Here is a 25,972-nt window from a genome sequence, read left to right as displayed (position 1 = left end):
TCAGTTAATGCAAAAACATACCAAACATAGCTATTTTTTTGCATTGAAACAGGATATGCTTTACTTTGTGCCGCATGAATAATGGAGCCCGCGATGTTTTTTACAGGACCAGATACTTTTTGTTACCTTACATTATTGTGCTTTGCGGGTGCCTTGTTATAAAGTTCCTTTACAGCCGCGAAACCATATATTTTACTGTAAACAGCCATTATAGCGACCTTGCCGACATTGTTATGCCATACATAACTTATGCCGGCGACGGCATCACGGTATTGTTAATTGCTGCAGCCCTTGCCATCTTGAAAAGCTATCGATCGGGTTTTTTATTAGCCAGCAGCTATGGAGTAAGTTCATTAGTTGCCCAGGTATTAAAGTATGCTTTTGATATGCCCCGGCCCGGCCTCTATTTCCAGGATCAGTTATCCAAAATACATCTTGTGAAAGATCTGTACATTCTGAAAGTGCATAGCTTCCCGTCGGGCCATACGGTTACCGCCTTTTCAGCAGGAATAGCGCTCACTTATCTTATTCAGGAAAAAATGTGGGGTTTAGTGCTCTTTGCTGTTGCGGTGCTGATAGGTTATTCACGCATGTACCTAAGCCAGCATTTTTTTGAGGATGTAATGGCAGGATCAGTAGTGGGTGCTATCACAACTGTCTTGTGGATAGCTTTTATAGATAGAAAGGCATTTATAAACAGCCCCCTTTGGTGCAGGGGGCTGCTCAAAAAATAGTTTAAGCTGCTTCCTGCTGCTTTTTGCGTTTGCTTACTATAACAGCAATAATGATGATAAGCAGCAAGGCACCGCCGCCGTAAATACCTATTTTAGCACCAGACGACATTCCTTTTGCGTTGCTCAGGTACTGGTCTGTACGGTGTAATTGGTCGGAAATTTTGATTGAGCTTGTGAAAGCTTTATACTCATCCTTAATAAGCGTTTCACGGGCTGCTTCAAAATAATACTCGAAGGTGTAGGTAACATCTTGCGTATAAAGCAGGATGAAGTTACGGTATTGTTTACCCTGGCCTTCGTCTACCTCAAGTGTAAATGTTTTTGCCTTTAACTGGCCCAGGGTGGTATCGCGCACGTTAAGTGCCGCGCCCGAGCTTTGGCCTTTTATACCTGCGATATAATCTTTAAGCACTTTATTTAAATCCTTCTCTTTTTTCAAAGGATCGGTATTGGCGTTAGGTGCGCGTATAACAACCATATAACCATAGTCGCTATTACCTGATAATATGGTTTGGCCTAAAGTATCTTTACGTGTATATTTTTCGGGCAGGTTTACACTTACCAGGCTATCAACTTTTACAGTTGTTAGTGGTTTGATTTGTGCGAAGCCGGATATTGAAAACAGCACCGCACTTAATATTAAAAGTGTCTTTTTCATGAATTTTAAAACTCAAAATTCACTTATAAGTTTTAAAAATTGGTTAAATACTTGTTTATTAGGCAATTGCCAAACTGTTTTTTAGCTTCATAAGCCGGGCCGTGTTGTATTGCTGAAGCATTAGCGGCATCACATTGTATATAATATTGGCTATAAAAATAAAGGGCGCAAGTGTGTAATGTGAACCCACAATCGCGTAGATAAATGTGAGCGTAAAAAGTACAAAGCAGAAGAAATGATATCGCTCATACAGCCTGATCATTTTACGGTATTTGCCTACGGATGAGCGGTTTGCTATTACACGGTAAGCGGGATTTTTAACCTTTGATCTGCTGTTTACCCAATCGCCATGCTGCACATAACGGCGGGTTACTTTAACGCCGAATTTATTGTACCAAACCGGCTTTTTGCTCAGTTGCATAAATCGTGCAGGAATAAAAAGGCTTAGCAGGCTGATTATAAGAAAAGCAATAAGTAGCTGTACGTCGCCAAAAAAAATCCAAAAGATAACCACCGGCAAGCCGCATAGTATTGTCCAGAAAAAATTAATGACTTGATTCATATTAAAAAGCCCTTCCGGTTTCTGGGAAGGGCTTGATTGTAATTAAATCTTATCTAATTCGGCTTTCACAAACTCGGCCAGCTCTTTTACGTAAGCTGCGCTGAAATCAAATTTGATACCGGCAGTTTCGTAAATCTCGGTTATGGTTTTGGTATAGCCTAATTTAAGGGCATCCAGGTATTGCTGTAGCCCTTCCTCCGGGTTTTCCTTGTAGTTTTTCCAAACTGCAATGGCTCCCAATTGCGCCATACCGTATTCAATGTAGTAAAACGGCACCTCAAAAATATGCAGTTGTTTCTGCCAAAGGTTCTGTTCAGCCTCGCGATGTTCGCTCCAGTCGGCAAAGCCAGCACCAAATGGCTCGTATATTTTTAGCCATGCATCTGTACGTTCGGCTGGTGTATGATCGGGATTGGTATATAGCCAATGTTGAAACTGATCAACCACTGCTACCCAGGGTAACGTTTTAAGCACGTCATAAAGCTGATCACGCTTGGCGCGTTTAAGGTCCTCCTCATTATCAAAATAAACATCCCAGTTATCCATAGAAATTAACTCCATCGACATGGATGCCAATTCGGCAACCTCACTTGGGCAATGTTTAAAATCATTCAGCTCCAGGTCGGCAGTTAAAAAAGTATGCACCGCGTGCCCACCCTCATGCACCATGGTTGTTAAATCGCGAAAGGTATTGGCCGAATTCATAAAAATGAATGGTGCACCTGTTTCGGCCAGCGGATAGTTGTAACCGCCCGGTGCTTTGCCTTTGCGGCTTTCTACATCAAACAGGTTATTATCTTTCATGATCTCCAAACGCTCGCCCAGGTAACGGTTAATGTTGCTGAAGCATTGGATAGATTTTTCGATCAATTCGTTACCGTTGTTAAACGGCTTTAATGCTGCGCGACCTGCAGGATCAACATCCAGATCCCATGGTTTTAAGGTTTCAAGGCCAAGATCTTCGCGCCGTTTTTCGGCAAATCCGCGTAGAATAGGCACCACCTCGGTTTCAATTGCTGCATGAAAAGCATAGCAATCTTGCGGGGTATAATCGAAACGCCCCAGGGCCTGGAACATATAATCGCGAAAGTTTTCGAAACCTGCATTTACGGCTACCTCATGGCGCAGCACGCGCAATTTATCAAAAAGTGAATCGAGCAAAGTTTTATCTTGCAGGCGGCGTTCGGTAATCTTTTCCCAAACCTGCTGGCGTACGCTACGGTCGGCATCTTTTAAAAATACCGAAGCCTGCTCAAGGGTGTACTCTTTATCGTTAATATGCACAGACATGGAGCCGGTTATCGACTGGTATTTTTGCTGCTCCACCTGTATCTCGGTTTGGAGTGGAATGTTTTCTTCTCGAAAAAGTTCCAGGGCTTTTTTTACGCCGCGTAGCATAATAAAGAATTTTTCCTCATCAAGCTCATTGATGTAAGGGCTATCTACTAACTTCTTGTTCAGCTCATTATTAACCGGTGCGGTTTTCGGCTCTATCTCGGTAGCAAAGTATTGGAAGCTTTGCAGCAATTCCTCGTTAGCGGTATCGCAGGTCATGCGTATATAGCGCCACGCAAAATCTTCTTCAAGGGCAGCCTGTAATTCGCTGCCATCTTTTAGCCATTGCTCAAGCTCGGCGGCAGAGTTAATAGGGCGCTGTAGTAGTTCGGCGTATATCGGTTCCAGGTTTTCCCATTTAATTTCAAGATCGGCCGGGATATAGGTACGTGTTTTTTTATGAATCATATAATTGATGTGCAGATATGCTTATATGCAAATATGCAGATAAGCCACTAAAGTTTTAGGCTGGAATAATAACGGAAATGTCTAAATCTTATTTAAGTGTTGTATTGCGAAACTTTAACAGCCACTCCATTTACAAACTCGACCATCAATACATCTGGATCTATATTCCCCAATCCCGGTTTATATCCTAAATCATAGTACCAAGTATCATCCGCTTCTAAGTTTCCTTCTTTCCCTAAGAAAGCTTGAACCTCTTTTTTGGTTTTACCGATAAGTAGTTTGTCCTGTATGATATCTTCGGAGTACTCATACCGATGATTTTTATTATTCAACCAAGCTTCTTTATCAAAATTTCTATTCGGGTAGCTCTCATAATTCATTATAAGTGCTACTGCCACCAATATATAAAATATTGGAGCGGCTATAATGGTGGCTACTATTGTGCAAATTATGCGGACGTTTTTGCTTTTAATTTTATCTTTTAGAAAATATCTAAAAATCAAATAGAAAGGCACAGCTAATAGCAGAACTATAAAATAGACTTCCATTCCTATTTCAAAAACATTTATGTGTAAAGATTTGTCGGCTTAAAGTTAACTAATTGCCTTATATTTAATTACTCTGATATTTACGCTACTCAACCTTTCTTCTTTGCGAAGAAAGGTAATAAAAGACACAAAAACATCCCTCGTTGCATAGCAAAGAGGGTAACAATTAGCGACTTAATTCACTCCGGCTTATATATCGTTTCCGACATTTCCCTTATCCCATCCTCATAACTCGTTGGCTTGAAGTTGAAGGCCTTCTCAAATTTCGACGAATCAAAAATATAATCGTGGTCGGTTTGATAATACATCTCAACAGTGCCTGCAATAAGCTTATTAAATAAACCTAATAGCCAAAGCATAAACTTATTTACCCGCATATATTTTGGCTTAACCCCATAGATACGTGCAGCCATTTCTATAAATTGCTTGCCTGTCATTACAGGTGCGGTAGGCAGGTGCCAAATCTGGTTATCGCTCTCCGGGAATTGACCCAGCAGGTACATTGCACGCCCGGCATCGGGTATGTAAATAAAATTGTGCAGCTTGTTTGGGTCGCCCATCCATTGGGCCTTTTCGCCTTTTGCATATTTGCTAAGCACCATTAAATCCAGGAAAGCATTAGTGCTGTCGGTTCCGTAAAAATCGGGAGCGCGAGCAATTGTCGCCTGTATGTTTCCGGCTTTTATCTCTGCCATCAGCGTCTCGGCAATTGCAGCACGCACTTTACCTTTTTCGCTGTTAGGGTTGTTTGGTGTATTCTCCGTCATCGGGCTGTTAACAAGGCCGTACATATACACATTGTCGAAAAATATCAACCGGGCCTTGTGCTCCTTTGCTACTGCAATAATATTTTTCATAATGATTGGCCATTGCTCCTGCCAAATCTTGACATCGTAAACAAGGCCCGCGCACATATATATCACTTCCGAGCCTTTGGTGGCGGCACTTAGTTGGCCCAGGTTAAGTAAATCAGCCTTTTGCCAGGTAAGGTTGTCTGCCTTTATGGCAACCTGCCTGCGGCTAATCAGGCGAATAGTTTTGTTGTTGTTGATTAACTCGCGGGTAAGCGCATTGGCTACCGGCCCGCCTGCTCCTAATATGGTATGCATGTCTGTATCTTTTGGTATGAAGCAAATTTACTGGCCCGTTGTAAACCAAAACGTTATCTTAAGATAAGTTTTTAAATGATGTTTGGATGCTATTAAGTAAAGGTGTATCACCTGGAGTTTACCATGATCCTTTTGCGCATCCGCGAAAGCGAAACCGGCGTTATGCCCAAAAAGTTGGCAATGTAGTGTTGCGGCATTCGCCTGATGATATCTTTACCATTTTCAAGCAATTGCAAATAGCGCTCTTCGGGTGTCTGCGTGATAAAGCCCGTCAACCTGTCTTCGTAGCAAATGAGGTAATACTCGGCTATCAAGCGGCCTAGGCGCTCAATTTTATACGCCAGCATAGGGTTGTTCAGCATTTCTTCCCAATTCTTTTTGCTTACCACCAATATGGTAGATGGCTCAAGCGCCTCGATATAACTTATACATGTCTCGCCTGTGAGGAAGCTTTTGTAAGAACTTACAAAATCATTCTCGAAACTAAAGTAGTTGGTAATGTCCTTACCGTCGATGATATGAAAATACCTTACAGAACCCGTTGCTACAAAACCCAGATACTTACAAACCTCTCCAGGCTCAACAAAGTGGGCCTTTTTCTTAAGCTGCTTTACAGATATGTATTGTGTCATCACAATCCACTCGGCTTCGTTAAATTCAACGAATGCTGCAAGGCGAGCGCGAAACTGCTTTAGCTGAGCATCAGTTACTTCATCCATACCCTGTCTAACAAAAAGAACGCGGCAAATACTACACTGGCTATACCGTTGGTGGTCATGAAGGCAATGTTTACACGGCTCAAATCATTTGGCTTAACCAGCAGGTGCTGGTAGATAAGCATCGAGCAGAAAAATGCTATACCTACATAGTATAATATGCCCACATTGGTATATAACACAGGCATAAAGATAAATATGGCCGAAAAGATATGTAACACAGTTGACAAACTCAGAGCATTTACCTTACCCAACCAGGCGGGAATGGAGTGCAGATTTTCGCCACGATCGAAATCTTCGTCCTGCAGGGCGTAAATGATATCAAACCCGCTAACCCAGCACAAAACTGATAATGAGAAAAACACAGGTGTCAACGCAAAAGCACCTGTAACTGCAAGGTAAGCACCTATTGGGGCCAACGACAAACCTAAACCCAAAACGATATGGCACAATGCCGTAAAACGTTTGGTGGCGCTGTAACCCAATACCACCAACAAGGCTACGGGCGAAAGATAAAAGCACAATGGGTTTATAAACCATGTGGTAATAATAAACAGTGCGCAGTTTGTTAAAGTAAAGGTAAGTGCAGCCGCCGGTGATATGCGACCGGCAGGGATATCTCGTTGTTTGGTACGCGGGTTTTTTGCATCAATATCTCTGTCGAGATAGCGGTTAAACGCCATGGCCGAATTGCGGGCAAACACCATACAAAGCAGCATCATTGCCAGCTTTTGCCACTCAAAAGTGTGGCTGGTTGTAGTAACTGCCAAAAAGAAGCCAATAAAGGCGAACGGCATGGCAAATATGGTATGCGAGAAAGTAACGAGCGATAAATATTTTTTCATTGACTTGAGCTGCAATATTAAAGGCTTATGCAATGCTAAATTGCATCGCAAAGATACGCCTTAGTTGCAGAAAAGGGAAACGTACAAAATACTGTCGACAAAGCGATGAGACTACTTATAATACTCCTCGTTGTACTTAGGCGCTTCAAAGCTTTGATTGATATTAGCTATAAATGCTAAAACTTCATCGCGGCCTGCCTGCGTTTCTGATGATGTTACAAAGTGTTGAGGCGCCTCCTCAAAGGTAGTCATTAATGCCTTGCGGAACTTGGCCACATTCTGATCTGTTTTCAGGCTGCCCTGCTTATCGGCCTTGGTAAAAATCAGTATGAACGGTAGACCTTTCTCGCCAAGCCAGTTGCAGAAGGCAAGGTCTATCTTTTGCGGTTCAAGGCGGCTATCTATCAGCACCATTACACATTGCAGGCTCTCACGTTTATCAAGGTAGTTACGGATAAATTTGTCCCAGTCTTCTTTTTTACTTTTTGATATACGGGCATAACCATAGCCCGGCAGATCCACAATGTACCAGTCTTCGTTAACCAGGAAATGATTAATGAGTTGCGTTTTACCCGGTGTTTGCGATGTTTTTGCAAGGCCCTTCTTCTGCGTAAGCATATTTATAAGTGACGACTTACCCACGTTTGACCTGCCGATGAAAGCGTATTCGGGTTTTAATGGCAGCGGCAATTTGGATACTTGCGTATTGCTGCAAATAAAGTCGGCAGATTTAATGATCATGCCGCAAAGGTAAGGATTTGAAATTTAACCATATTTGCTTGTGATTTACATATTTACAATGCTTTAACGAAAAGTGTAATCAAGTCCGCTAAATTTGATGTTTAAACACATATAAAATGAGCAATTACCAAATACCTGCCCAGACCCGCATAGGCCATGTGCATTTAAAAGTGAGCGACTTGCCACGGGCGATGGCATTTTATTGCGACTTGCTGGGTTTTGAATTGATTACCATGTATGGCGATCAGGCTGCATTTATATCGGCCGGAGGCTATCATCACCACATCGGGCTGAATACATGGCACAGCAAAGGCTCGGCACCGGCACCCGAACGTGCGCCCGGCTTGTACCATACTGCAATACTGTATCCCGAGCGTAAAGACCTTGCCGCCATACTGCAACGCCTTATTGATAAAAAATATGATATAACCGGCGCGGCAGATCATGGCGTATCCGAAGCGATATACCTAAATGATCCTGATCAAAATGGTGTTGAGTTATATTGGGACCGCCCGCGCGAGCAATGGCCTTTAGATGCTGACGGTAACTTAACAATGTACACCCGCCAGCTTGATATACGCGGCCTGCTTAACGAGCTTAAGTAATTTAATTAAGCATATATTTTGCTACGCCGCCTGCAGGCTTCCATTTGCTTTGCGGCTCATAATAGTGCCAAAGCAGGGCCGATATTTTCCTGATCAGGGTGGAAGCTTCGTTGTCGGCCGTCCAGCGTTGGTCTTTATTGTTTTTTGTGATAACAGAAAATACGTAATCGCCATGCGGGGCGTTAACCAGCACGGTTTCCGACCGTGATGCATCTACAGCACCCTGCTTGGATATTGTTTGTATGTAAGGCGGTATTTGGGCAAGTGCGTTTTGATCCCAGTATATATGGCTCATGGTTCGATACATGCGCTCACTTGCGGCGGGGCTTACTGCCGTACCATCATGTATCATGGTGAATAGTTTACACATTTCGCGGGGCGTAGTAACACCCCACCCGTAAATTGGGCGCATAGCCTCCCGCCCCTCAACTCTCGAGTTGATACGCATATATTTGAACCCGTTTTGCTCGAGCCAATTGTTAATGTTCTTGCCGTCTGCAAGTTTTTGCAGCCAAAGGCTTGCGGTATTATCGCTCATGGTGATCATCAGCATGGCTACCTTGCTTAGGTAAATGCTATCGCCATCTTTAAATGATCCTAAAATATCTTCGCCTGCGTAAAGCAGCGAATCGCGATATTTTAGTTTTTGGTTGTATTGCAATTCGCCTTTCTCGATCTTGTCCATCACACCAGCTAGGATGCTTACCTTTATCATACTGGCCGTCGGGAACAACGTATCCGCATTAATAGCGGCAACCTTACCCGTTTTTAAATTTTGCACGTAAACGCCAACCTGCCCGTTAAAACCGCTTACTGCTTTTTGTAGTTGAGTTGTTAGTTTAGCATCTGTTTGGGCGAAGCTGTGCATATTCGCCAATAGCATTATTATAATAATGAAGCTTATTTGTTTCATGTTAACTAAGGTAACATAAATTCCACTTTCCTATCTTTACTGCCTATGCAATTCCTGCGCTGGCTTCTATTGCCTCTTTCATTGCTCTATGGCTTTGTTGTAATAATCCGCAACTGGCTTTATGATGCCGGCATTTTTAAAAGCCGGGAATTTGATTTGCCTGTTATCAGCGTTGGCAACCTTGAGGTTGGCGGCGCAGGTAAATCGCCAATGACAGAGTATTTGATTGCTTTGTTTAAAAGAGACTATAAACTCGCTACCCTAAGCCGGGGCTATGGCAGGCAAACAAAGGGCTTTATAACCGCCCCGGCCAATGCAGTGGCAACCCAGGTTGGTGACGAGCCTGCACAGTTTAAAAGCAAGTATCCGGATGTAACCGTAGCCGTTTGCGAAGACAGGGCTGCCGGGATAGATAATTTAAAGGCACAACATAACTTGATTATTCTTGACGATGCATTTCAGCACCGGGCGGTAAAACCGGGCTTCAGCATTTTGCTGTTTGATTATAAAAGCTTGCAACAGCCTCAATTTATGTTGCCTGCAGGCAACCTGCGCGAACCGTTTAGCGGCCGTTGGCGAGCCGATATGATGGTGGTAACAAAATGCCCCCCAAACATTGGCGAGGCAGAATTTACCAGGTGCTATAATCGCTTATCGCCCATGAACTGGCAGCCATTGTTTTTCAGCTCGATAAAGTATCAACCTTTGAGGCCATTAAACGGTAACGATGTTGATATTAGCATTGATGCAGATACTACTGTGTTTCTACTTACGGGCATTGCCAACCCTGCACCACTTACAACCTACCTGCAAACGCAAACGCCCAAAATTGTACACCATAATTATCCCGATCATCATCAATTTACCTTAAAAAATATCAGTAAACTTGCTGCCGACTTTGCTGCCTGCACGTCACCAAACAAGCTCATCATCACAACAGAAAAAGATGCGCAGCGTTTAAGAGAACAGTCGTTACAAAATGCTGTGGCACAACTGCCATTTTTTGTACAGCCCATTGGCATCGAGTTTTTAAACAACGGGCAGCAAAACTTTGATAAAATTATAACAGACTATGTTAGACAATATCCAAACAACAACTAATTATATAAAAAGCCGCATAGGCGACTTTGTGCCCGAAGCCGGTATAATTTTAGGGACTGGCCTTGGTGGCTTAGTGAACGAGATTGAGGTTGAAAAGCAATTGATGTACTCCAATATTCCCGACTTCCCGATGTCGACCCTTGAGTTTCATTCGGGCAAGTTGATATTTGGTACACTGGCCGGTAAAAAGGTGGTGGCTATGCAGGGTCGCCTGCATTATTACGAAGGCTATAGCATGCAGCAAATTACCTTCCCGGTAAGGGTATTAAAAATGCTTGGCATCAAAACGCTTTTCGTATCAAACGCAAGTGGCTCACTTAACCCCGCCTTTAAAAAAGGCGAACTAATGGTTATTGACGATCATATAAACCTGCAGCCGCTTAACCCGCTTGTTGGCCGCAACAATACCGAGCTTGGCCCCCGTTTCCCGGACATGAGCGAGCCTTATAAAAAACACCTTATCGAAAAAGCACTGCAAATAGCCGCCGCAAACAATATTACCTGCCACAAAGGAGTTTATGTTGCGGTTACAGGTCCTAATCTTGAAACACGTGCCGAATACAAATACCTGCGCATTATAGGCGGCGACGCCGTGGGTATGAGTACCGTGCCCGAGGTTATTGTGGCCAACCATATGGGTCTGCCTGTATTTGCAATATCAGTTTTGACAGATGAAGGTTTTCCGGAGGATTTAAAGCCGGTATCTGTTGAGGAAATAATTGCAGTAGCAAGCCAGGCCGAACCGAAACTAACTTTGATATTAAAAGAACTTATAGCAACGCTTTAATGGCCCAAAGGCTCAAATACTTATTGGTGATATTGATTTGCGCGTCGGCACAATTTGCATCGGCGCAAATAAACCGCTATCCTACCAACCCAACTACCGGCCGTATGGAGCCTGTTTACAGCCGTGATACAGGCAGAGTGCAAAGCAGGGAGCAATCACAAAACCTGGATTCGGTACGTGCGCGTGAAGAATCGCACCGCGACTCTATTGTTATCAATTCCAAATTCATAAAGGTTACAACCGAGCGTTTGCTGAGCGACAGCATCCAGTTGTTCCCGCTGGATACGGGCCTGGTAAACTTCGAGAATTGGAGCGTTTTAAGCCAGCCACGAAACCCCAAAATAAGCCTGGGCTATCTTGGCGTTTCGCAACGCGACCTGCTTTTTAATCCGCGTAAAACTATTGGGTTTGATGAGGGCCTGCACTCGCTGGATGCGTACCTGCTGCAGCCGCAGGATATTAACTATTACAATGCCCGCGCGCCTTATACCCTGCTATCGTTATATAATACGCTGGGCAGCACGAAAGAGCAGCTGTTTAAAGTTGTGCATACCCAAAACGTGAAGCCTAACTGGAACATTGGCCTCATGATGAACTTTAACGGTTCGCGCGGCTATTACAGTAATAACAATGTACTTAGCCAAAACGTGAGCGATATAAACTTTGGTTTATTTAGCTGGTACCATTCGGTTAACAAACGGTATAACTTGCTGGCCAATTTATTATTCAATAATCTTAAGGCACCTGAAACGGGCTCGCTGCAAAATAACGATATTTATAATACCGGCAGCTTTGATAAATCGCGGGAGCCGGTTCGCCTTGGCAGCAGCTTTCAGAGCCAGAAAAACAATGGCTTGTATGTAAAGCAGTTTTACTACATAGGCCGTATTGATAGTGCTAAAAACGGCACTACCAGTGTGCTGCCTACACAGCGCGTTGCTTACACCTTTTATTATAATCAGCGTAAGTACAATTACCTGCAAAATGGTGTGGATACGTACAATGTATTTCCCGACTATTATTTTACCGCAGCACGCTCTCGTGATTCGCTTAACGTACTGCATTTACAAAATGATTTCTCGTACAGCTTTTACCTGAGAGGGCGCTCAGTAGGCTTCGTAAAAAATGAATTAAAGCTCGACGTAGGTTTAACGCAGGATTATTACAAGATGAGCCAGTTTGTGAGCGATTCTGTACTAAACAGCGTTGGCCGTAAGCAGATACTGCCAAGCCGGGTACAAAACGAGAGCTTTCAGAACATTACGCTTAAAGCCAAGTTGGGATACCGTTTTAGCGACAGGATATACCTCGACGGCGATATCAGGCAGATTGTACAGGGCCGAAATTTTGGCGATTTATTGTACGATGCAAAGCTAAGCCTGGCAGGCGGCCGCAAGGCAGGCCGCATAGTGTTGGGAGCCTACCTGCAAAGCAGTTCGCCGGGCATGATATACACCAATTGGATATCCAACCATTATATATTCAATAATGATTTTAACAATCAAAAGGTAACCAACCTGTCGTTTAACTATATAAACGATATGTTGCAATTTGATGTGAAGGCAGAGTATTTCCTGATTAATGACTACTTGTACTTTGCCTCTCCAAACGGCGGTATCGACGCAACACCAATGCAATTTGGCGGCGCCATTAACATGCTTAAGATAAGTGCAGGTAAAAACCTAAAATGGCGCAGGCTGCACTTCGACAATTACCTGGTTTACCAAAAAACAGATAACCGTAACATACTCCGCACCCCGGAAATTTACACCTACAGCAGCTTATACTTTGATGCAACGTTTTTTAATGTGCTTAAATCTCAGTTTGGTGTAACGGCACGTTACAATTCGGAATACAAAGCGCCATCATATGCGCTTGGAATTGGCCAGTTTTACAACGGGCCTGATGTTACTTTTACGTCATACCCTATCGGCAGTGTTTTCTTCAAGACCACACTAGAGCGTACCAACATTTTTATCCAATACGATTACGTGAACCAGGGTTTGTTTAGCAAAGGCTTTTACACCGTTAACCGCTACCCGCAAATGGAGAAGATGCTTAAGTTTGGCGTTGCCTGGACATTTTACAATTAGTGCCAGACATTTAAGATAGCTTAACAGATACAAAAAACGCCCGGCGACTAAGCCGGGCGTTTTTATTTAACCTTGTTTTATACTCGGTGCAGCTCAACCGAATCTGGCGAGGTGAGCATCAGCGGAACCTTTTCAACGGTAACGAAACTAAGATCGAGGCCAAAGTTGCGCTCCTCTGATAAGCTTACTTTTTTAAGCTGCGTATAAATAAACATAATAAACTTTTCGTAGAAAGACAGGTTATGCGAACGCGACAGTACTTTCTCAATCACCACAAACCTAAAATCGCCCACAATTTTGTGCTTGTTTAATGATTTGTAACGGCTGGTGATATCAACCTCGCCGTTCTTAACCAACTCTTCAACCACCTTACGGAACAGCAGGTTTATTTGCTGCTCAACCCTAAAGCCCAATTTAAAGTCGATACGGATCAATTTACCCGGCACCAAAAAGTCTACCTCGTACTCGCGTTTGTAAGGTTCATCCACCACATCTACGTGTACCAGCCAGTAAACATCGGCACGTTTAGGCTGCTTTTGTAATATAGAGTAAATGATTTTGGATTCAATCTCTGAATTAAAATTTGCACTGGTTAAGTATACCAACTGCGATGCGTATTTTGGTACCGATTCGTCCTCGCTCATTTCTTTAATGATGTTGAAGTAATCATCAACCTCAATAAATTTCACATAGCGGTTTTTAATTTTGCGGGCGGTGTGCCATGTCCACATAACCAGGAACAGCACCAAACCAATGGTGAGTGTAAACCATCCGCCATGCACAAACTTAACAAGGTTACCCAGTAAAAACGTACCCTCGATAAGCAGGTAAACAACCAGGAACGATGCAATAATATAAGTGGGCGCTTTTTTTCGCTGCAAAAATTTGGATACCAATATGGTTGTCATTAACATGGCCACGGTTATACTTAAGCCGTATGCAGCCTCCATCCTTGCCGAATGTTGAAACAGCAATACCACCCCTATACAACCGGCGCAAAGCAACCAGTTCACACTTGGTACATACAGTTGGCCCTTCTGTTCAGACGGGTAGTTGATTTTTACTTTTGGCCACAAGTTTAACCGGACAGCCTCGGCAATCAGGGTGAACGAACCCGATATCAGCGCCTGGCTGGCAATAATAGCGGCAACAGTAGCAATGCCAATTCCGAATATCAGGAACCATTCCGGCATGATCTTGTAGAAAGGGTTGTTCATTGCAAGGTCAACAACCTTCCCTTCGCGCTGCAAAAGCCAAACGGCCTGGCCCATGTAGTTTAATATCAGGCAGACTTTAACATATATCCAGCTGATGCGGATATTGTCGCGCCCGCAGTGGCCAAGGTCCGAATACAGCGCCTCGGCACCTGTTGTACACAGGAAAACCGCGCCAAGTATTATGAAGGCGTTGTAGTTTGAGGTAAGCAGTTGGTATGCATAATACGGGTTTATCGCCTTCAATATCCATGGCATTTGAATAATGTAACCAATACCCAACACGCCCATCATGGTAAACCACAGGAACATGATAGGCCCAAATGCTTTACCAACTAACGATGTACCGAATTGCTGTATGATGAATAAGCCTGCAATAATGGCTATAACAATTTGCACCGTTGGCAAATTGGGATAGTATACCGTTAAACCCTCAATAGCAGATGATATGGTAATTGGCGGAGTGATAATACCATCGGCCAGTAACGCACAGCCACCAACCACGGCCGGTATTATCAGCCATTTGGCCTTGCGCCTCACTAACGAAAAAAGCGAGAATATACCACCCTCGCCTTTGTTGTCTGCCCGCAAAGTAATCACAACATATTTAAGGGTGGTTTGCAGGGTAAGTGTCCAAAAAATAAGTGACACGCCACCAAGTACCAGTGTTTGTGATATTTGTTGGGAAAGGCTTGAATGTTCGGTACCGATGATTGCTTTAAATACATAAAGCGGGGATGTACCAATATCTCCGTAAATGATTCCTAAACTAATAAGCAGCCCAGCGGCCGATAGTTTTTGTAGATCTTTATGATTTGACACGATATTTTTTAAATGGATGCAAAACTATTAAAAAAACCATTACAACTTAAACTAATGATATCCGTATAAGTCTGATTGTTAAGAATAACTAAATAATGGTTATTTTGTTAAAAATTGTTAAAACTATTTATTATTTGGCAAGTATAACAAGCGTATCATTACTTTATTTATACTTTTGCATATCTTAAGATATATGGGTAAAAAATATACTTATCTAAATTCATGGCTCACTGTATTTGCATTTGCAATAGCGGTGAACTTTGCGTTTGCGAGAGGTGTAGTTGCCCAAAAAACTGATACATCCATACTGCGCAACGTGCGCAGCAGGCCATCAAAACCGGCTGCTTTTCGTAACAGCCTTCATTTAACGTTACCGCCGCTTAAACCGGCCGTTATATCAACTACCAAAATAAATGTACCCCGGCCCGATGATAAGTTGCTTACCAACGTACAGGTATACCCCAACCCTATCAACCTAACGGATCTGATAAATGTTAAATACACCGTATCGCGCAATGCATACGTGAACATCAAAATCATGGATGTGCTGGGTAACGACGTTGCAACAATATTTTCGCAAAGGGTTGAAAACGGTGACCAAAACGTTAGTTATAACATCAGCAACAAGCTAAGCCGCGGTTTTTATTTTGTACGCATTATTGTAGGTACCGAATCTGTAAACAAACGCATTTCGGTATTATAGTAGCGGTTTTTGCTATTGGTAACACATCTGCTTTCTCTCCTCCTTTTATCAATCCACAATTAGCTTTTAGCAATTAGAATTTCTATTTTCGGCAACTATGAAAATAATTGCCATTGGCCGTAATTACGCCGAACACGCCAAAGAACTTAACAACCCGGTGCCAACGGTGCCCGTGATATTCATGAAGCCCGACACCGCGCTTCTGAAAGATAATAAACCTTTTTACCACCCCGATTTTTCGCAGGATGTACATCACGAAATTGAAGTGGTTTTGAAGATTGTAAAAGAAGGAAAGCACATCAGCGAAAAATTTGCTGCCAATTATTACGAGGAAATTGCACTAGGGGTGGATTTTACTGCCCGCGATATCCAGAGCAAACATAAAGAAAAGGGCCTGCCCTGGGAATTGGCAAAAGCGTTTGACGGATCGGCACCTGTAAGCAACTTTTTACCGAAGAATAAATTTGACGATATCTACAACATCAACTTTAAACTTGATATAAACGGAGAAAATCGCCAAAAGGGTAACACAAAAGACCTGCTATTTTCGTTTGAGCGTATTATCGCCTTTGTATCGCGATACATAACCTTAAAAAAAGGCGACCTTATTTATACCGGTACACCTGTTGGCGTTGGCAAAGTAAACATAGGCGACAGGCTGGAAGGGTATTTAGAAGGGGAAAAGCTTTTAGATTTTTATGTTAAATAACCTGTTTTTGACCGATCGAACGAATATTAAGAAAAATAACAAGCGCGCCTTTTTAATAGCTGCTGCAGCCACACTATTAATCAGCTCAATAAACAATATAGCTTTCGCACAAAAGCTTATTCAAAGTAGAGAGTATCCTACTACCGACTTCCGCTATCCGCTTGATCTGTCGCCAAGTACCGCAGGTTCGTTTGGCGAGTTGAGGCCGAATCACTTCCATTCCGGTCTCGATTTTAAAACCAACCAGCGCACCGGCTACCCGGTACATGCGGTGTATGATGGTTACATATCACGTGTACGTATACAATTTGGCGGTTTTGGCAAGGCGGTATACATAACTCACCCCAATGGCTATACGTCGGTTTACGGGCATATATCGGCTTTTACACCTGCGGTGACTAAGTACATCAAAGAATACCAGTATAAAAATCAAACTTTTGAGGCCGACATAGCCATCCCCAAAGGAATGTTTAACGTAAGCAAGAGCGAGATTGTGGCAACCTCGGGTAACGAAGGTGCTTCGGCAGGGCCGCATGTTCACTTCGAGTTGCGCGATACCACCTCTCAGGAAACGATTAACCCGCAGCTGTTCGGCCTTACTATACCAGATCAAATCCCACCGGCTATTACTTCCATCGGCATATATCATTTAAATGGCAACCCGTTTAGTGAAAAAACGCCAAAGGAATTTATGGCGGTCACTGGCTCAAACGGCAATTATCGTTTGGCACAGCCTCAAACGCTTAACTTAAGCGGTAACATTGGCTTCGCCATTGGCGTGACTGATCAAAACAGCGCATCTATCAACCGCAACGGCATTTACTCGGCCGAGCTTAAGCTTGATGGTGTAACTGTATACACTTTTGCTGTGGAGCGGTTTGGCTTTGATCAAACAAGGGCCATTAATGCATATATTGATTATCCGGCGTATTTAACATCACACCGCTGGATGCAAAAATGCTTTATTATGCCTGGCAGTCGTATCACATTGTACCCTCAATCAATAAACGGCGGCATAATTCCATTTAATGATAACGCCGAGCATGATGTTGAATATGTTGTTAAAGATATTGCGGGCAATACATCTACCTTAGCACTTAAAGTAAAATCAAACACTGATGCAGGCAGCCCCGTGCCCGACAAGCCCTTGGGCAAGTGGTTTAAGTTCAATCAAAAAAATGAGTTTGCAAACGACAAGGTAAAGGTTACCGTAATGCCCGGCAATTTGTATGATAACCTCGATTTTATGTACAGTACCATGCCGGCTAAAGTGGGTGCCCTATCGTTAACGCATCGCATCCACAACAAGCTAACTCCCCTGCATGAAGGCTATGACCTTTGGATAAAACCAGATGTTGACCTGGGGAAACTTGCAGATAAAGCCGTTATTGTAAACGCGGCTACCGGCAGTATTGGCGGCAAATATGATGGTGGGTATGTTAAGGCATCTGCACGTGCCTTTGGCGATTATTATATTAAACTTGATACCGTACCGCCGGTTATAACGCCATTAAATATTCGTAACGGCAGCAACATGGCTAAGGTGCGCTCAGTAAATTTCAGGATGAGCGATAACCTATCGGGCATTAAAAGCTACGTAGGCAAAATTGATGGTAAATGGGTACTGATGGAATGGGCCTATAAAAGCAGGATTTTAAGTTACACCTTTAATAACGATATTGCACCCGGAAAGCATACATTTGAGTTGGTAGTTACCGATGTTAAAAGCAATGCTACCACATTTACAGCCGAATTTAACCGATAGAAAACATGCCAAAATTAAGCCAGGGCGACAAAGCACCAGATTTTACCGCTAACGACCAAAACGGCCAGCCCGTTTCGTTATCAGACTATAAAGGGAAAAAAGTGATCCTTTATTTTTATCCGAAGGATGACACACCGGGTTGTACGGCCGAATCATGCGATTTTAGGGATAACTATCAGTCGCTTTTGAGCCAGGGATTTGAAGTGATCGGTGTAAGCGTTGATGATGAAAAATCGCACAAGAAGTTTGAGAGCAAGTACCAGTTACCATTTACATTAATAGCCGACACCGAGCACAGCATTGTTGAGGCCTATGGCGTTTGGGTAGAAAAAAACATGTACGGCAAAAAGTATATGGGTACCGCCCGCACCACTTTTATCATAAACGGCGATGGCATAATTGATAAAGTGATTGAAAAGGTTGACACCAAAAATTCGTCACAGCAGGTGCTTGATCTGTTGGCGTAGCAAGCACAAGCAAACAAAAAAGGCTTTATATTTATTTTAGAGTATAAATTTTAATAAATGTCCGTTCAGGTAGAAGATGAAGAGATTTTAAGCAAGTTCCGGGAAGAGAAAACCCGTAACGAGGCATTTAACCTGTTGCTTAAAAAATACCAGCAAAAAATTTACTGGCACGTGCGCCGAATGGTTATTGACCATGACGATGCCGATGATATTGTGCAGGACGTATTTGTAAAAATATGGAAAAACCTGCCCGGCTTTCGGAATGATGCACAGCTGTACACCTGGATGTACCGCATTGCCACTAACGAGTGTATCACGTTTTTGAACAAGAAAAAGCAAAAGAACAACGTACCGCTTGATGAGGTTGATTATGAACTTGCCGATACCCTTGCCAGCTCGGATAACTTTACCGGCGACCAGATACAAAGAAAATTACAACAAGCCATTTTAACTTTACCCGATAAACAACGTCTTGTATTTAACATGAAGTATTTTGACGACATGAAGTACGACGAGATAAGCGACGTACTGGGCACCAGTGTCGGCGCGCTAAAAACGTCTTATCATTTAGCGGTTAAAAAGATTGAGGCATTTATTCTGTCGAAAGATTAATTTTTTTACACTTAGCATTAAACCTTTGCAGCCGCGGTATATCTAATAAGGGAAATATGAAAAGCGAAATGGACAACAACGAGTGGGCAGACGAAGAAATGTCACTTAAACGGTTTACGAAGGAGAACCCGTTTACAGTGCCGTCTGGTTATTTTGAAGATGCCGGGCAGCGTATTATTTATACAATAAAGTTAAGTGAGTTAAAAGATGCAACACCCGGGGCAGGGTTTACCGTTGCCGACGATTATTTTGAAGGCCTTACCGCCAACATTCAAAGCCGGGTTAATATTGAATTTGCAAACGCTGATGTATTTACCGTACCTAAAGGTTACTTTGCCGAACTTACAGACAAGATACAAAGCCGCATAAACATTGAAGAGCAGGCACCGGCAACCGAAGAAAATTTTGGTGTGCCGAACGGTTACTTCGAGAGCCTGTCAGATAATATTCAAAGCCGTATAAACATCGGGGAACAAATTTCAGGTGAAGATGCATTTAATGTGCCGGATGGTTACTTTGAAAACTTATCTGCAAACATACAAAGCCGTATAAATATTGAGGAGGCGGCTCCTTCTGAAGAAGCATCTTTCGGTGTTCCGCAAGGATACTTCGAAAACCTTAGTGAGCAGATCACCGCTAAAATTGCGGTTGACGAATTATTGAACGATCAGGAAAAGGTGAATGCCTTTGATGTACCTGCCGGTTACTTTGACAAGCTTAATGCAGCAATACTAAACAAAACTGTAGCGCAGCAAGCTGTTGTACGTAAGCTTACTACCCGCAAATTGTTCGCGTTAGATGCTTTTAAGTATGCTACTGCTGCCTGCCTTGCACTGATTGTAGGCTTCGCGGTGTTTTTTAAACCTGTAACTGCACCGGTTGTCGTTCAGCACAATAAAACAATGCTGCATACCCAACTGTCTGATGTGCCGGTTGATGAGATAAAAGATTATTTGGAACTACATGTTGACGCCGGCGACGCACGCGAGATGGTTGATGCAAAACAAATAAATACACAGGCCCTTGATGCCGACATCCAGGACTATGTTGATTTTTAATTGATACTTTTTGATGAATAGCTTATTCAGATATATTTTTTTGTTTGTAGTTGTACTAACCTGGGGCAACGAGGATGCTAACGCGCAGGCAAATAACCTGCGCCCGCGTAATGCTCCGGCTGCGAGGTTCAGGAGTGCATCCCGCAACCCTAAACTGGAGGCTGCACATGAAAGATTTATCGGCCAGCAATTAAATCTTACCGATTCGGAATCGGCCCGTTTTTGGCCCGTTTACCGCAAGTATCAGCAGGAACTTACCGCTGTACGTATTTTAAAGCGCCTTAATAACTCAAGTGCCCAGGCTAATGGTACCGAGCAAATTGACAAGGAAATTGAATACGATAACCAGATGGTTAACATTCGTAAACATTACCGCGATGAGTTTTTAAAAATTCTTCCTGCCGAAAAGGTAAGCGAACTTTACAAAAGCGAGCGCCAGTTTACCGATGAGTTGTTTAAGCAACTAAGCGAACGCAGCATCCGCGCGGGTAACTAAGTCCCTTCTCCCTGATTTATTTCCGTATAGAGATTCCGGCAAATTTAATTGTGCCTAAAATTTACGATTTTTGCAGCGCAGGCTTATCCCGTCTGCTTTTATGTAATTATATCGTTATGCTAACTCTTCGCCAGCTTTTTCTGAACAATAATGCCCAGACAACGCATTTTCCGCTTTTGTTGGAATTTGAACGTGCAGAGGGTGTTTATATTTATGACACTGCCGGCAAGGCTCATATAGATCTTATATCGGGCATTGGCGTAAGCAACCTTGGCCATAGCAACCTTACGGTAATCCGGGCAGTGAAAGATCAGGTAGACAAGTACATGCACCTGATGGTGTACGGCGAATATGTACAAACTCCGCAAGTGCGCTTTGCCGAAAAATTGGTGAGTATACTGCCCACATCTTTAAACTCTGTTTACTTTACCAACTCAGGCGCAGAGGCAGTTGAGGGCGCCTTAAAATTGGCTAAACGATACACAGGCAGGCATGAGGTAATTGCGTTTACCAACTCCTATCATGGCAGTACCCATGGTGCCCTAAGCATAATGGGTAACGAAGAATTTAAACAGGCTTACCGGCCCCTGCTACCGGGCGTAAGTTTCATAGATCTTAACAATACGCCTCAACTCGAAAACATAACCAAACAAACCGCCTGTGTTATCTTAGAAACCGTACAAGGCGAAGCCGGCATTCGTATACCGGATGTAGCCTACATGCATGCATTGCGCCAGCGCTGTAATGAGACTGGCACCCTGTTGATATTTGATGAGATACAAGCTGCCTTTGGCCGCACAGGTAAGTTATTTGCATTTGAGCACTATGGTATTGTGCCTGATATTTTATTGCTTGCCAAGGCATTGGGCGGCGGTATGCCCGTTGGCGCCTTTATAGCCAATACCGATGTTATGGGTGCCTTTAAAGAGAACCCTATCCTTGGGCACATCACAACCTTTGGCGGACACCCGGTTTGCTGCGCAGCAGGGCTGGCTGCGCTGGAAGTTTTATTGCAAGAAGAACTTATTGATCAAGTGCCTGCTAAAGAATCGCTGTTTCGCCAATTACTGGTTCATCCGGCTATAAAAGAGGTGCGTGGTAAGGGCCTTATGCTCGCGGTTGAGTTTGAAAGCTTCGAACTGCTCAAAAAAATAATCGACACATGTATAGAAAATGGGATAATTACCGATTGGTTTTTACATTGCAGTAATTCTATGCGTATTGCCCCTCCACTCATCATCACATCAAGCGAGATTGAAAAGGCCTGCAAAGTTATCTTGGATGCTATTGATTTACATACAAATACGCGTTAAGCGCTTGGCTTAAAAACATAAACTTTTCTTATTAGTTTAATTACATCGTCGAATATTTACTATAAATAAAGGCTGTAATATTATTGGTACAGTTTATGCACATGTGTACGCGTCCGACGTAAATGTGTCCTGATGCCCTAAAAACACCTTTTTTTGGGTCAATTAGTGGATACAATTTAAGTCAGGCAAGCGGGCGGTAACTGGTTAAAAGCTGGTTGGCGTCATAACAAGCACGACTATCTATCAACATAATATGAAAATCGCCTATATATCAACCTATCCACCTCGCGAATGTGGAATAGCTACCTTTAACCACAATTTAATGAATGCCATTAATGCCAACTTCCCGGAGCGTAAATCTCCGCTTGATGGTGGCTATGTTGTTGCACTTAACGATTCAGAAAATCTTCAAGAGTACGAATATCCTTCGCATGTAAAATACGTTATACGTCAAAATCATCAGAAGGATTATATCCGTGCAGCAAATTTCATTAATACAAGCTCGGTTGATGCAGTAATAATGGAACATGAATTTGGCATTTATGGTGGCGAAAGCGGTATTTACATATTACCATTGATAAACAGGCTTGAAAAACCGCTAATCACAATTTTACATACGATCTTAAAGGATCCAAGCTTTGTACAGCGCATCATCATCCGCGAAATTGCCGAGCAGTCTGCCAAAATAGTGGTAATGAGCAAACGTGCGGTTGAGTTTTTGACAACTATATACGATATACCTGTAGAGAAAATACAGATCATAGAGCATGGCGTGCCGGATTTAGAGGCACCTGCTAATAACCCGGTTAAAAACTTAAGCCAGTTTAAAAACCGTCGTGTTATGTTAACATTTGGCTTGCTCAGCCGAAACAAAGGTTTGGAAACGGTAGTTAATGCCCTTCCAAAAATTGTTGAAAAACACCCTGATGTGATGTACGTTGTATTGGGCAACACGCACCCGGGTGTTATAAAAAACTCCGGAGAAGAGTACAGGGACTATTTGAAAAGCCTTGCTGCACAATTAAAGGTGTCGCAGCACTTATCGTTCATTAATAAATTTGTGGCCGAGGATGAGTTGATAGATTACTTAACCGCCTGCGAATTATACGTTACACCGTACCTGAATGAAGCTCAAATAACCAGCGGAACATTATCATATGCGGTTGGCGCAGGTGCGGCCGTTGTATCTACCCCATACTGGCACGCTACCGAATTGCTTGCTGACGGCCGCGGACGCTTATTTGATTTCAAGAATGCTGAAGCATTGGCCGAAACAGTTAATGAACTGCTGGATAATGACGACGTTTTAAGTGAACTGAAAGAAAATGCTTACGAATACGGTTTGCACTTACGCTGGCCGGCTACCGGCGCATCTTTCATTAAAATAGCACAGGAAGCATCAGCGCGCCATGACTTTAGCGACAAGATATTAAAGAACAGCATAGTTGATCCGGAGATATTACCAAAATTCAGCCTGGCGCATGTATTGCGTTTAACTGATGATACCGGCATTGTTCAACATGCCAAATACGGCATTCCTAACCTTAAAGAAGGCTACTGCCTTGACGATAATTCGCGCGCGTTAATCATGGCTTTAATGGCCTACCAGCGCAACAAAAGCGAAGATGCTTTAAGGCTGTTACCTATTTACCTTAGCTATATTCACTACATGCAAACGGATGATGGTAACTTCCGGAACTTTTTAAGCTTCAACCGCAGTTATTTGGATGAAGTAGGATCCGAAGATTCGTTCGGCCGTACCATATGGGCCCTTGGCCACCTGATAAGCTGCGCTGCACACAACTCCTACCGTGAGTTTGCAATGGAGTTGTTCCATAAATCGTACCCGCATTTTAAATCTTTAAAACATATTCGCGGCCAGGCAAATACCATTATAGGTATAGCACTTTACCTGCAGGTTTTCCCTACGGATGAAGGCATGGTTGCGGAACTGGTTCGCTTAACACAACCGCTGATCGATGCCTACGAAGCTACCCGATCTGATGACTGGGAGTGGTTTGAAGAAGGTATGACTTATGATAACGCTATCCTTCCGCTTGCTTTACTTCACTCGTGCGAAATTACCGGCAACGAAAAGGCAAAAGAAATTGCGCTTAAAACTATGGCCTTCCTTGATAAATTAACGCTATCAAACGGCTACTTAAGCCCTGTGGGTAACGATGGCTGGTATTACCGTGGTGGTACTTTCCCAACTTTCGATCAGCAAGCTATTGAAACTATGGCTATGGTGCTGATGCACTTCCAGGCATACCAGATATTCCGCAAGCCGCAGTATATCGAAAAAATGTTCCTGAGCTATAAATGGTTCCTGGGCGAAAACACCCTACGTGCGCCGCTTTATGACCACGAAACTAAAGGCTGCTGTGATGGATTGTTGCCAACCGGTATAAACCGTAATCAGGGCGCCGAAAGTACATTAGCTTACCTGATATCGCACTTAACTGTATTAAAGGCTTTTGAGCTGGAGTACGAATATAACAAAGTAGATCAAAAAGTTAAGGTCTGCTAAATGAAGGCAGCCATATTAGCACCCGTAGCCTGGCGCACACCGCCCAGGCATTACGGGCCATGGGAGCAGGTTGCGTCAAATATTGCCGAAGGCTTGATTAAACTTGGCGTTGATGTAACATTATTTGCCACCGGCGATTCCATAACCGCCGGTAGCTTACAATCGGTTTGTGAGCAAGGATACGAGGAAGATCGCAGCCAGGATGCCAAAGTCTTAGAATGCTTACACATCAGCAACCTGATGGAACAGGCCGCCGATTTTGATATCATTCATAATAACTTTGATTTTTTGCCGCTTACCTATAGTGGCTTAATTGATACGCCTGTTGTTACCACTATCCATGGCTTTTCATCGCCACGTATAATTCCGGTTTACAAAAAATATAATTCCAAGGGGCACTATGTATCCATCAGCAATGCCGACCGTAGCCCTGACCTGAACTATCTAGCTACCGTTTATAACGGGCTTGACACAAAAGATTTTAAGTTTACGGATAAGCCGCAGGATTACCTTGTATACTTTGGGCGCATCCACCACGATAAAGGCGCTGCAGAGGCCATACAGATTGCTTTAAAGAGTAACAAACGCTTATTGATGGCAGGCATTATACAGGATGAAAACTACTGGAAGGAAAAGGTAGAACCTTATCTTAACGACCAGATACAATACATTGGCCACGCCGGCCCCGAAAAACGTAATGAACTTTTAGGCAATGCGCTTGCCTTACTCCACCCCATCAACTTTGCCGAACCGTTTGGGATGAGCGTGGCAGAAGCCATGCTTTGCGGCACCCCTGTTATCGCTTTTAACAAAGGCTCGATGCCTGAGTTGATCAAACACCAGCAGACCGGATTTTTAGTAGATACCGTTGATGAAGCCGTTGACGCGATTGGTCAACTCGGATCAATTAATAGAAAAAATTGCCACGAATGGGCATCATCGCAATTTTCTAAAGAAAAAATGGCCAAAGATTATTTTAAGTTATATCAGCAGATAGTGGGGTAATCTTTGCCTTCTTTAACCGCTAATTTAGTTACTCTTCAACAAGCTCAGGCTTACGCAGGAAGTAGGTGAGTCATGTTGAGTTTGTCGAACATTATGAAGCTATGAGGTTTCAAATTGGCTCAT

General features: G+C 43.2%; 25 protein-coding genes. 15 read left to right on the top strand and 10 right to left on the bottom strand.

Translation table 11 applies throughout. The annotated features are described in order from the left end of the window. Positions 1–74 precede the first annotated feature (74 nt). Positions 75–734, top strand: a complete 660-nt coding sequence (locus tag FPZ43_RS13190) for a phosphatase PAP2 family protein (protein WP_146382399.1) — start codon at positions 75–77, stop codon at positions 732–734. A gap of 1 nt (position 735) precedes the next feature. Here the strand turns inward: FPZ43_RS13190 and FPZ43_RS13185 are convergent, their stop codons facing one another. The 8 genes from FPZ43_RS13185 to yihA all read right to left on the bottom strand — a co-directional run bounded on the left by FPZ43_RS13185 (position 736) and on the right by yihA (position 7,656). Then, entirely contained in the window at positions 736–1,392 is a 657-nt protein-coding gene (locus tag FPZ43_RS13185) for a GGIII-like transmembrane region-containing protein (RefSeq protein ID WP_146382398.1), read from the bottom strand. A gap of 58 nt (positions 1,393–1,450) precedes the next feature. Next, positions 1,451–1,954 (bottom strand): glycosyl-4,4'-diaponeurosporenoate acyltransferase CrtO family protein, encoded by a 504-nt coding sequence (locus tag FPZ43_RS13180; RefSeq protein WP_146382397.1) that lies wholly within the window; start codon positions 1,952–1,954, stop codon positions 1,451–1,453. 42 nt (positions 1,955–1,996) lie between these two features. Beyond that, positions 1,997–3,697, bottom strand: coding sequence for a M3 family oligoendopeptidase (locus FPZ43_RS13175; RefSeq protein ID WP_146382396.1), 1,701 nt, complete (start codon positions 3,695–3,697; stop codon positions 1,997–1,999). A 92-nt stretch (positions 3,698–3,789) separates the two neighbouring features. After that, the gene (locus tag FPZ43_RS13170) at positions 3,790–4,245 is read right to left on the bottom strand and encodes a hypothetical protein (RefSeq protein WP_146382395.1); all 456 of its coding nucleotides are present in this window, start codon (positions 4,243–4,245) and stop codon (positions 3,790–3,792) included. 179 nt (positions 4,246–4,424) lie between these two features. After that, on the bottom strand, positions 4,425–5,354 hold the full coding sequence (locus FPZ43_RS13165; RefSeq protein WP_146382394.1) for an NAD-dependent epimerase/dehydratase family protein: 930 nt from the start codon (positions 5,352–5,354) through the stop codon (positions 4,425–4,427). Between the two features lie 107 nt (positions 5,355–5,461). Continuing rightward, positions 5,462–6,073, bottom strand: coding sequence for a Crp/Fnr family transcriptional regulator (locus tag FPZ43_RS13160; RefSeq protein WP_146382393.1), 612 nt, complete (start codon positions 6,071–6,073; stop codon positions 5,462–5,464). Beyond that, positions 6,061–6,915 (bottom strand): UbiA-like polyprenyltransferase, encoded by an 855-nt coding sequence (locus FPZ43_RS13155; protein ID WP_146382392.1) that lies wholly within the window; start codon positions 6,913–6,915, stop codon positions 6,061–6,063. Before FPZ43_RS13155 ends, FPZ43_RS13160 begins: the two co-directional genes overlap by 13 nt. 111 nt (positions 6,916–7,026) lie before the next feature. Then, positions 7,027–7,656 carry a ribosome biogenesis GTP-binding protein YihA/YsxC gene (gene yihA / locus FPZ43_RS13150; RefSeq protein ID WP_146382391.1) on the bottom strand — a complete coding sequence of 210 codons (630 nt, stop codon included), beginning with the start codon at positions 7,654–7,656 and terminating at the stop codon, positions 7,027–7,029. Positions 7,657–7,772: 116 nt separating this feature from the next. Here yihA and FPZ43_RS13145 point away from each other — a divergent pair, with 116 nt between their 5' ends. Beyond that, the gene (locus FPZ43_RS13145; RefSeq protein WP_146382390.1) at positions 7,773–8,261 is read left to right on the top strand and encodes a VOC family protein; all 489 of its coding nucleotides are present in this window, start codon (positions 7,773–7,775) and stop codon (positions 8,259–8,261) included. Between the two features lies 1 nt (position 8,262). Here FPZ43_RS13145 and FPZ43_RS13140 read toward each other — a convergent pair whose 3' ends face one another. Continuing rightward, positions 8,263–9,174: a serine hydrolase gene (locus FPZ43_RS13140; protein ID WP_146382389.1), complete on the bottom strand. Its 912-nt coding sequence runs from the start codon at positions 9,172–9,174 to the stop codon at positions 8,263–8,265. Positions 9,175–9,219: 45 nt separating this feature from the next. On the opposite strand from FPZ43_RS13140, the gene lpxK reads away from it, so the two are divergent. Genes lpxK through FPZ43_RS13125 form a run of 3 tightly spaced genes read left to right on the top strand, consistent with a single transcriptional unit; the run spans position 9,220 to position 13,155 of the window. Beyond that, a complete protein-coding gene (lpxK, locus tag FPZ43_RS13135; protein ID WP_146382388.1) occupies positions 9,220–10,275 on the top strand; it encodes a tetraacyldisaccharide 4'-kinase in 1,056 nt (351 codons plus the stop codon). Beyond that, positions 10,247–11,062, top strand: coding sequence for a purine-nucleoside phosphorylase (locus FPZ43_RS13130; RefSeq protein ID WP_146382387.1), 816 nt, complete (start codon positions 10,247–10,249; stop codon positions 11,060–11,062). The genes lpxK and FPZ43_RS13130 overlap by 29 nt, the downstream gene beginning before the upstream one ends. Then, positions 11,062–13,155, top strand: a complete 2,094-nt coding sequence (locus FPZ43_RS13125) for a putative porin (RefSeq protein ID WP_146382386.1) — start codon at positions 11,062–11,064, stop codon at positions 13,153–13,155. The genes FPZ43_RS13130 and FPZ43_RS13125 overlap by 1 nt, the downstream gene beginning before the upstream one ends. 77 nt (positions 13,156–13,232) lie before the next feature. Here FPZ43_RS13125 and FPZ43_RS13120 read toward each other — a convergent pair whose 3' ends face one another. Then, a complete protein-coding gene (locus FPZ43_RS13120; RefSeq protein ID WP_146382385.1) occupies positions 13,233–15,191 on the bottom strand; it encodes a KUP/HAK/KT family potassium transporter in 1,959 nt (652 codons plus the stop codon). A 193-nt stretch (positions 15,192–15,384) separates the two neighbouring features. Between FPZ43_RS13120 and FPZ43_RS13115 the strand changes: the two genes are divergently transcribed. From FPZ43_RS13115 to FPZ43_RS13070, 10 genes are all read left to right on the top strand, one after another. Further along, on the top strand, positions 15,385–15,894 hold the full coding sequence (locus FPZ43_RS13115) for a T9SS type A sorting domain-containing protein (protein ID WP_146382384.1): 510 nt from the start codon (positions 15,385–15,387) through the stop codon (positions 15,892–15,894). Between the two features lie 97 nt (positions 15,895–15,991). Continuing rightward, a complete protein-coding gene (locus FPZ43_RS13110) occupies positions 15,992–16,603 on the top strand; it encodes a fumarylacetoacetate hydrolase family protein (RefSeq protein WP_146382383.1) in 612 nt (203 codons plus the stop codon). Between the two features lie 7 nt (positions 16,604–16,610). Next, complete coding sequence (locus tag FPZ43_RS13105; protein WP_261381087.1) at positions 16,611–18,368, top strand: M23 family metallopeptidase; 1,758 nt, start codon at positions 16,611–16,613, stop codon at positions 18,366–18,368. A gap of 5 nt (positions 18,369–18,373) precedes the next feature. Beyond that, the gene (bcp, locus tag FPZ43_RS13100) at positions 18,374–18,835 is read left to right on the top strand and encodes a thioredoxin-dependent thiol peroxidase (protein WP_146382381.1); all 462 of its coding nucleotides are present in this window, start codon (positions 18,374–18,376) and stop codon (positions 18,833–18,835) included. A 57-nt stretch (positions 18,836–18,892) separates the two neighbouring features. Next, on the top strand, positions 18,893–19,447 hold the full coding sequence (locus tag FPZ43_RS13095; RefSeq protein ID WP_146382380.1) for an RNA polymerase sigma factor: 555 nt from the start codon (positions 18,893–18,895) through the stop codon (positions 19,445–19,447). A 56-nt stretch (positions 19,448–19,503) separates the two neighbouring features. After that, a complete protein-coding gene (locus FPZ43_RS13090) occupies positions 19,504–20,505 on the top strand; it encodes a hypothetical protein (protein WP_146382379.1) in 1,002 nt (333 codons plus the stop codon). A gap of 13 nt (positions 20,506–20,518) precedes the next feature. After that, positions 20,519–21,001, top strand: coding sequence for a hypothetical protein (locus tag FPZ43_RS13085; protein WP_146382378.1), 483 nt, complete (start codon positions 20,519–20,521; stop codon positions 20,999–21,001). 116 nt (positions 21,002–21,117) lie between these two features. Then, the gene (locus FPZ43_RS13080; protein ID WP_146382377.1) at positions 21,118–22,314 is read left to right on the top strand and encodes an aspartate aminotransferase family protein; all 1,197 of its coding nucleotides are present in this window, start codon (positions 21,118–21,120) and stop codon (positions 22,312–22,314) included. Positions 22,315–22,567: 253 nt separating this feature from the next. Further along, on the top strand, positions 22,568–24,844 hold the full coding sequence (locus FPZ43_RS13075; protein ID WP_146382376.1) for a glycosyltransferase family 4 protein: 2,277 nt from the start codon (positions 22,568–22,570) through the stop codon (positions 24,842–24,844). Next, on the top strand, positions 24,845–25,849 hold the full coding sequence (locus FPZ43_RS13070; protein WP_146382375.1) for a glycosyltransferase family 4 protein: 1,005 nt from the start codon (positions 24,845–24,847) through the stop codon (positions 25,847–25,849). The last annotated feature ends 123 nt before the right edge of the window (positions 25,850–25,972 follow it).

The organism is Mucilaginibacter pallidiroseus, from assembly GCF_007846085.1.
Classification (GTDB): Bacteria; Bacteroidota; Bacteroidia; order Sphingobacteriales; family Sphingobacteriaceae; genus Mucilaginibacter; species Mucilaginibacter pallidiroseus.
Note: the sequence above shows the minus strand (reverse complement) of the source record. Positions and strands in the feature narration are given on the sequence as shown.

Bases quoted from the DNA above. Each gene is read 5' to 3' on its own strand.
- FPZ43_RS13185 (WP_146382398.1), bottom strand. From the start codon at position 1,392: ATGAAAAAGACACTTTTAATATTAAGTGCGGTGCTGTTTTCAATATCC.
- FPZ43_RS13110 (WP_146382383.1), top strand. From the start codon at position 15,992: ATGAAAATAATTGCCATTGGCCGTAATTACGCCGAACACGCCAAAGAA.
- FPZ43_RS13145 (WP_146382390.1), top strand. From the start codon at position 7,773: ATGAGCAATTACCAAATACCTGCCCAGACCCGCATAGGCCATGTGCAT.
- FPZ43_RS13085 (WP_146382378.1), top strand. From the start codon at position 20,519: ATGAATAGCTTATTCAGATATATTTTTTTGTTTGTAGTTGTACTAACC.
- FPZ43_RS13090 (WP_146382379.1), top strand. From the start codon at position 19,504: ATGAAAAGCGAAATGGACAACAACGAGTGGGCAGACGAAGAAATGTCA.
- FPZ43_RS13095 (WP_146382380.1), top strand. From the start codon at position 18,893: ATGTCCGTTCAGGTAGAAGATGAAGAGATTTTAAGCAAGTTCCGGGAA.
- FPZ43_RS13160 (WP_146382393.1), bottom strand. From the start codon at position 6,073: ATGGATGAAGTAACTGATGCTCAGCTAAAGCAGTTTCGCGCTCGCCTT.
- FPZ43_RS13175 (WP_146382396.1), bottom strand. From the start codon at position 3,697: ATGATTCATAAAAAAACACGTACCTATATCCCGGCCGATCTTGAAATT.
- bcp (WP_146382381.1), top strand. From the start codon at position 18,374: ATGCCAAAATTAAGCCAGGGCGACAAAGCACCAGATTTTACCGCTAAC.
- FPZ43_RS13180 (WP_146382397.1), bottom strand. From the start codon at position 1,954: ATGAATCAAGTCATTAATTTTTTCTGGACAATACTATGCGGCTTGCCG.
- FPZ43_RS13115 (WP_146382384.1), top strand. From the start codon at position 15,385: ATGGGTAAAAAATATACTTATCTAAATTCATGGCTCACTGTATTTGCA.
- FPZ43_RS13130 (WP_146382387.1), top strand. From the start codon at position 10,247: ATGTTAGACAATATCCAAACAACAACTAATTATATAAAAAGCCGCATA.
- yihA (WP_146382391.1), bottom strand. From the start codon at position 7,656: ATGATCATTAAATCTGCCGACTTTATTTGCAGCAATACGCAAGTATCC.
- lpxK (WP_146382388.1), top strand. From the start codon at position 9,220: ATGCAATTCCTGCGCTGGCTTCTATTGCCTCTTTCATTGCTCTATGGC.
- FPZ43_RS13070 (WP_146382375.1), top strand. From the start codon at position 24,845: ATGAAGGCAGCCATATTAGCACCCGTAGCCTGGCGCACACCGCCCAGG.
- FPZ43_RS13140 (WP_146382389.1), bottom strand. From the start codon at position 9,174: ATGAAACAAATAAGCTTCATTATTATAATAATGCTATTGGCGAATATG.
- FPZ43_RS13190 (WP_146382399.1), top strand. From the start codon at position 75: ATGAATAATGGAGCCCGCGATGTTTTTTACAGGACCAGATACTTTTTG.
- FPZ43_RS13170 (WP_146382395.1), bottom strand. From the start codon at position 4,245: ATGGAAGTCTATTTTATAGTTCTGCTATTAGCTGTGCCTTTCTATTTG.
- FPZ43_RS13080 (WP_146382377.1), top strand. From the start codon at position 21,118: ATGCTAACTCTTCGCCAGCTTTTTCTGAACAATAATGCCCAGACAACG.
- FPZ43_RS13165 (WP_146382394.1), bottom strand. From the start codon at position 5,354: ATGCATACCATATTAGGAGCAGGCGGGCCGGTAGCCAATGCGCTTACC.
- FPZ43_RS13075 (WP_146382376.1), top strand. From the start codon at position 22,568: ATGAAAATCGCCTATATATCAACCTATCCACCTCGCGAATGTGGAATA.
- FPZ43_RS13125 (WP_146382386.1), top strand. From the start codon at position 11,062: ATGGCCCAAAGGCTCAAATACTTATTGGTGATATTGATTTGCGCGTCG.
- FPZ43_RS13155 (WP_146382392.1), bottom strand. From the start codon at position 6,915: ATGAAAAAATATTTATCGCTCGTTACTTTCTCGCATACCATATTTGCC.